At 45.4% G+C, this 471-nt stretch carries 1 protein-coding gene; it reads right to left on the bottom strand.

Annotated features, from left to right (window positions below; translation table 11 throughout):
• Positions 1-471 (bottom strand): ComF family protein (locus tag HC175_RS18215; protein ID WP_168139662.1); only part of this gene is annotated, 471 nt, incomplete at both ends.

The raw sequence follows: 471 nt of genomic DNA, 5'->3' as shown, positions 1-471 counted from the left end.
AAAGCGTCTTCATTTTCCAGGACAAATGTTTCTTCTATAGTTCCCCAGCGGGCAAATCTCTTTTTGAGAGTTTGAGTTTGTGTAGCCGAAATTTTTAGCAGCACGTCATCCCGATATGGAACCTCAAGAGCTTTGGCTATTTCCATTCCAAATTGTGCCACCTGGTTAAAGCCTCTTTTCTTTAGCTTCTGCTTGTGAAGAGGTACAGGAATGACCATAGTGATCTGTTTCCATGCCGACAACTGGTTTATCTCAGCTCCCAGCCAGGTGCCCAGAAAGCCTCCTATTTCTTCTTGTCCGCGATATTTCAGGTTATGGATTAGCTTTTGTGTCACCCCTTTCTTTTCAAAAAGCAGCAGGGAAGTGGCATTTTCAACCGGGATCCTTCCGTAGAAGATCTTTTCCACAGGATTACCCGTCTCAAGATGAAGGTCGGCAATGGGCAAACCGTGTAGACAGGTCGTGCAAAGG

It is taken from the genome of Salinimicrobium oceani, from assembly GCF_012037645.1.
Note: the sequence above shows the minus strand (reverse complement) of the source record. Positions and strands in the feature narration are given on the sequence as shown.